The 4181-nt window shown below is 73.9% G+C and carries 3 protein-coding genes; all 3 read left to right on the top strand.

The window, feature by feature from the left end; translation table 11 throughout:
• Window positions 1-1250: arabinofuranosidase catalytic domain-containing protein (locus tag MCAG_RS03535; protein WP_083802174.1), on the top strand; the 1250-nt coding region annotated here is incomplete at its 5' end.
• A gap of 458 nt (window positions 1251-1708) precedes the next feature.
• The gene (locus MCAG_RS03530; protein WP_007071600.1) at window positions 1709-2548 is read left to right on the top strand and encodes a DUF4132 domain-containing protein; all 840 of its coding nucleotides are present in this window, start codon (window positions 1709-1711) and stop codon (window positions 2546-2548) included.
• Window positions 2549-2567: 19 nt separating this feature from the next.
• On the top strand, window positions 2568-4181 hold a 1614-nt coding region (locus tag MCAG_RS03525; RefSeq protein ID WP_007071599.1), incomplete at its 3' end, for a hypothetical protein.

The following is a 4181-nucleotide window of genomic DNA, read 5'->3' as shown; positions in this document are numbered from 1 at the left end:
AGTGCCTGGACGCCTCCGGCCGGGGCACCGCCAACGGCACCCTGGCGATCATCTGGGACTGCAACGGCCAGACCAACCAGCAGTGGAACGTCAACGCCAACGGCACCATCACCGGGGTGCACTCCGGGCTGTGCCTCGACGCCAGCGGCAACGGCACCGCGAACGGCACCAGGGTCCACCTCTGGACGTGCCACGGCGGCACCAACCAGCAGTGGACCTCGCCGAGCGCTCCGCCGAGCACCCCGCCGCCGAGCACGCCGCCGCCGACTACCCCGCCGCCGAGCGGCGCGCTCCCGTGCGACATCTACGCCTCCGGCGGCACCCCGTGCGTGGCGGCGCACAGCACCACGCGGGCGCTCTTCGCGGCATACAACGGCAACCTGTACCAGGTCCGGCGCTCGTCGGACAACACGACCCGCAACATCGGCGTGTTGAGCGCGGGCGGCACCGCCAACGCGGCGACGCAGGACTCGTTCTGTGCGGGCACGACCTGCGTGATCACGGTCGTGTTCGACCAGTCCGGGCGGGGCAACGACCTCTGGTACCAGGGATCGAGCGTGGTGCCGGGCTCGCCGCAGAGCAAGCCGGCGATCGCGACCTCGGAGTCGCTCACGGTGGGCGGCGCGAAGGCGTACTCGCTCTACATCAACCCCGGTAACAGCTACTGGCGGGACGGCCACCTGACCGGCGTGCCGACCGGTGCCGCGCCCGAGGGCATGTACATGGTCACCAGCGGCACCCACGTCAACAACGGCTGCTGCTTCGACTACGGCAACAGCGAGACGACGAGGAAGGCCGACGCCGCCGGGGCGATGGACGCCATCAACTTCAGCACCCAGTGTTGGTTCGGCGGCTGCTCCGGCACCGGCCCGTGGGTGCAGGCGGACCTCGAATGGGGGCTGTTCCCCGGCGGAAGCAGCTCCTGGAACCCCAACCAGCGGTCGTTCACCAGCAAGTTCGTCACCGCGACGCTGAAGAACAACGGCACGACGCGCTTCGCGATCAAGGGCAGCAACGCCCAGTCGGGCAGCCTGTACACGCTCTGGGACGGCGCGCTTCCGCCGGGGTACAGCCCGATGAAGAAGCAGGGAGCCATCATCCTGGGCAGCGGCGGGGACTGCTGCAAGCCCGACGGCGGCGCGAACCTGAGCGCCGGCACCTTCTACGAGGGGGCCATGGTCGCCGGCTATCCGTCCGACGCGACCGAAAACGCGGTGCAGGCCAACGTGGTGGCCGCCGGCTACCGCTGACCCGGCGGCGCCACCTGCACACCCCGTCCGCCGGTCACCACGCTTCGCCGCGGTGGTGACCGGCGGACGGGCCCGGCGGGCGGCCAGCCCGGTGCGGCCGACCGCGCCGGGCACGGTGACCGAGGCGACGGCCGGGGCCGGCCTGCGGGCGCTGCCGACGACCCGGGTGGTCATCGCGCACCGGCTGTCGACGGTCGCCGACGCCGACGCCGATGTGGTGCTGGTGCTCGACGGTGGCCGGCGCATGGATTGCGAGGCCCCGGCGGTCCTGCTGGCCGCCGGGGCCCGTTCGCCCGGCTGGCCGGCGCACCCGGTGCCGCCCCGTACGGGGTCCGGCGCCGTCTCCCGGCCCATCCCAGCGATCTTGTCGCTCGCTACTGTTAGCCTCCGTGCGTCGCCGATCATGGCGGGTTTCATGTGGAATCTGGTGATTCCGCCACTGCGGAGGGTGCTTCCTGATGGGCTGGCTATCGGTGGGAGACTCGTACGAGATCTCCCTCGTGGACGGGAAGGTGGCGGCCCGGTCGGCCGGCCCACGGGCCACCGGGCGTCCGCTGAGGACCCTGCCGAAGGCGTTGCGGGACAACCCCGAGGTGGACCGGTTGCGGCAGCTCGCCCAGTGGCTGGACCGGCACGCCGCCGAGTGCCTGGCCCGGGTCGACGCCTGGGTGGTGTCCTCGCTGCCGGTGCCGACCGCGCTGCTGGCCCGGGTCTGGCCGGATCCCGCCTGGCGGGACGCGCTCCGCGACCTCGTGGTGCTCGGGGACGACCCCGCCGCGCCGGGCTTCCTCCGGGACGTCACCGACAGCGGTGACCTGCGGATGGTCGACCTCGACGGGGAGACCGTTCTGCTCTCGCCGACCAGCGCCAGGCTGCCCCATCCGGCGCACCTGCCCGCCCTGGCCGACCTGCGCGAGTTCGCCGACGAACTGGACATCACCCAGCGCATCGAGCAACTGCACCGGGGCATCTGGGACCGGCCCGCCACCCTGACCGACCGGGACACCACGGTCACCGACTTCAGTGGCACGCGGGTGCCCAACCGGCTGGCAGTCCGGGGCCGCCACGTTCGGGTTTCCGGGTCTCCGGCGCCCAGGTCAGGGTGTCGGGGTCTGGGAGGACGGCCGCACGGTCGAGGCCGCCCTGGGCTTCGACGAGGACTACTGGGACTCCCGAGGCCACCCTCGGTGCCCTTTCCTGGGCGGTCGTGGATGGGCCGACCCTGCGACTGGCCGAGGTGGGGCCGGTGGCCTGGTCGGAGGGGATGCGGATGGCGGCGGCCCTGTCGGGCGCCGTGACCACCACGGGGAGGACGGCATGACCGGGACGACCATCACGGCCCAGGAGCCGGTGGAGAGCCTGCTGGCCGCCGGAGCGGTGCTGCCGACCGGTGCCGCCGGGGCCGGCGACCGGGCGGTGCCGCTGACCGCCCGCAGCTACCGGCACCCGGCCCTCGACGACCGGCCGGTGGTCCGGCTGGTCGACGCCGCCCTCGGCGAGTGCGAGGACATCGCCGTCAGCTATCTCGGCCTGGCCCCGGCCGCCGAGCCGGCCGTCGTCGGGCTCGGCCCCCGCCGTCCGTTGGCCTTCCCCGAGTGGGTACTGGTCCACCACCCCGCCGATGGCCGGCACGTCCTGGCGGTGGTGCCGGAACTGCGCAAGCTCGCCAAGCAGGCACGGTCGCGGCCGAAGGCCGCACTGGACGGGTACCTGGCCGTCGCCGACCGGTTCGCCCGTATGCTGCCGCACGTCCTGCCGACGTTCTTCGAGCAGGCGGCGCGGGAGTTCCTGGCCGCCGGGCAGGACACCTACGCGACGCAACTGTTCAACAAGGCGCGCCGCGCGGAGGCGCAGCACGGCCTGCCGATCGACCTGACCCGGCTGGATCAGGTCTACCTGGAGTTCGCGTCCGCCAGGGTGGTGTCCGGGGCGGCGTTGGCCGGCTACGCGAGGGAGCTGTCCGCCCAGTTGCCGGCCCAGGAGGCACTGGACCGGTTCTGCCGGCTGGCGCTGCGCGCCGCGAGCGCCGGTGTGGCGCCGTCCACCCAGTCGGCCACCGCGGTCAACCGACTGGTCCGGGCCGCCGGCAGGGCCGACGCCGCTGCCGCCGACCGGGTGGCGGCCTACCTGACCGAGTTGCTCAGACTGCCCGCCGCCGCCGAGGCGCCGGCCGGTTGGTGGAAGGCGCATCGGCCGGCGGTGACGGCGCTGGCCGGCCGCGACCCGGCGATTCGCGGCAGCCTGCTCGACCTGATGCCCACCGAACCGGACAACCTGGTCCCCTGGCTGGCCCTGTTGACCGACACCGGCGCGCTCGCCGGACTGTCCGACGCCGACGTGCCGGCCGCGGCCCGACCCCGCGACGGGGCCACGGGGTGGCTGCGCCGCTTCCTCGGCCGGGCCGCCTCCGGCTACCGCCCCCTTCGGCTGCCTGCGCTGTACCCGCTGGTCGAACGGATGGCCGACCGGCTGCGCGCCGAACTGGCCGACAGCAACGAGACCCTCGCCGCCGACGGCGACCTGGACCTGCTCGACCTGCTGCTCGCCCTCGACCTGCCGGTGGCCGCGCCGCAAAAGCGCGACGTCCTGGACCTGGCGCAGTGGGTCAAGGCCGGGGGAGAGCGGGACCTGCTCGCGGTGGCCGGCGACGACCGGTTCACCGGGGCCCTGCGCCGAGGGCTGGCCCGACTCGACAACGAGTCGCAGACGCTGCGCCGGGTGACCGACACGCCGGGTCTGCGACCGTTGCTGACCGAATGGCTGCGGGGCCGCGTCCGCGACCGGTTCAGCGCCGGGCTGCCGTACCTGCCGGAGTCGCTGGGCTGGCTGGGCGGCCTCCCGGTCGAGGCGCTGCGGCTGGTGTCCGGTGGCACCGGCCGGTCCGACCACGGTCCGGGTGGCGACCTCGAGTGGGCCCTCGGCGTCGACCTC

This window comes from Micromonospora sp. ATCC 39149 (assembly GCF_000158815.1).
Lineage (GTDB): Bacteria > Actinomycetota > Actinomycetes > Mycobacteriales > Micromonosporaceae > Micromonospora.
Note: the sequence above shows the minus strand (reverse complement) of the source record. Positions and strands in the feature narration are given on the sequence as shown.

Excerpts from the sequence above, each read along its gene's own strand:
- MCAG_RS03530 (WP_007071600.1), top strand. The coding sequence starts at position 1,709 with ATGGGCTGGCTATCGGTGGGAGACTCGTACGAGATCTCCCTCGTGGAC.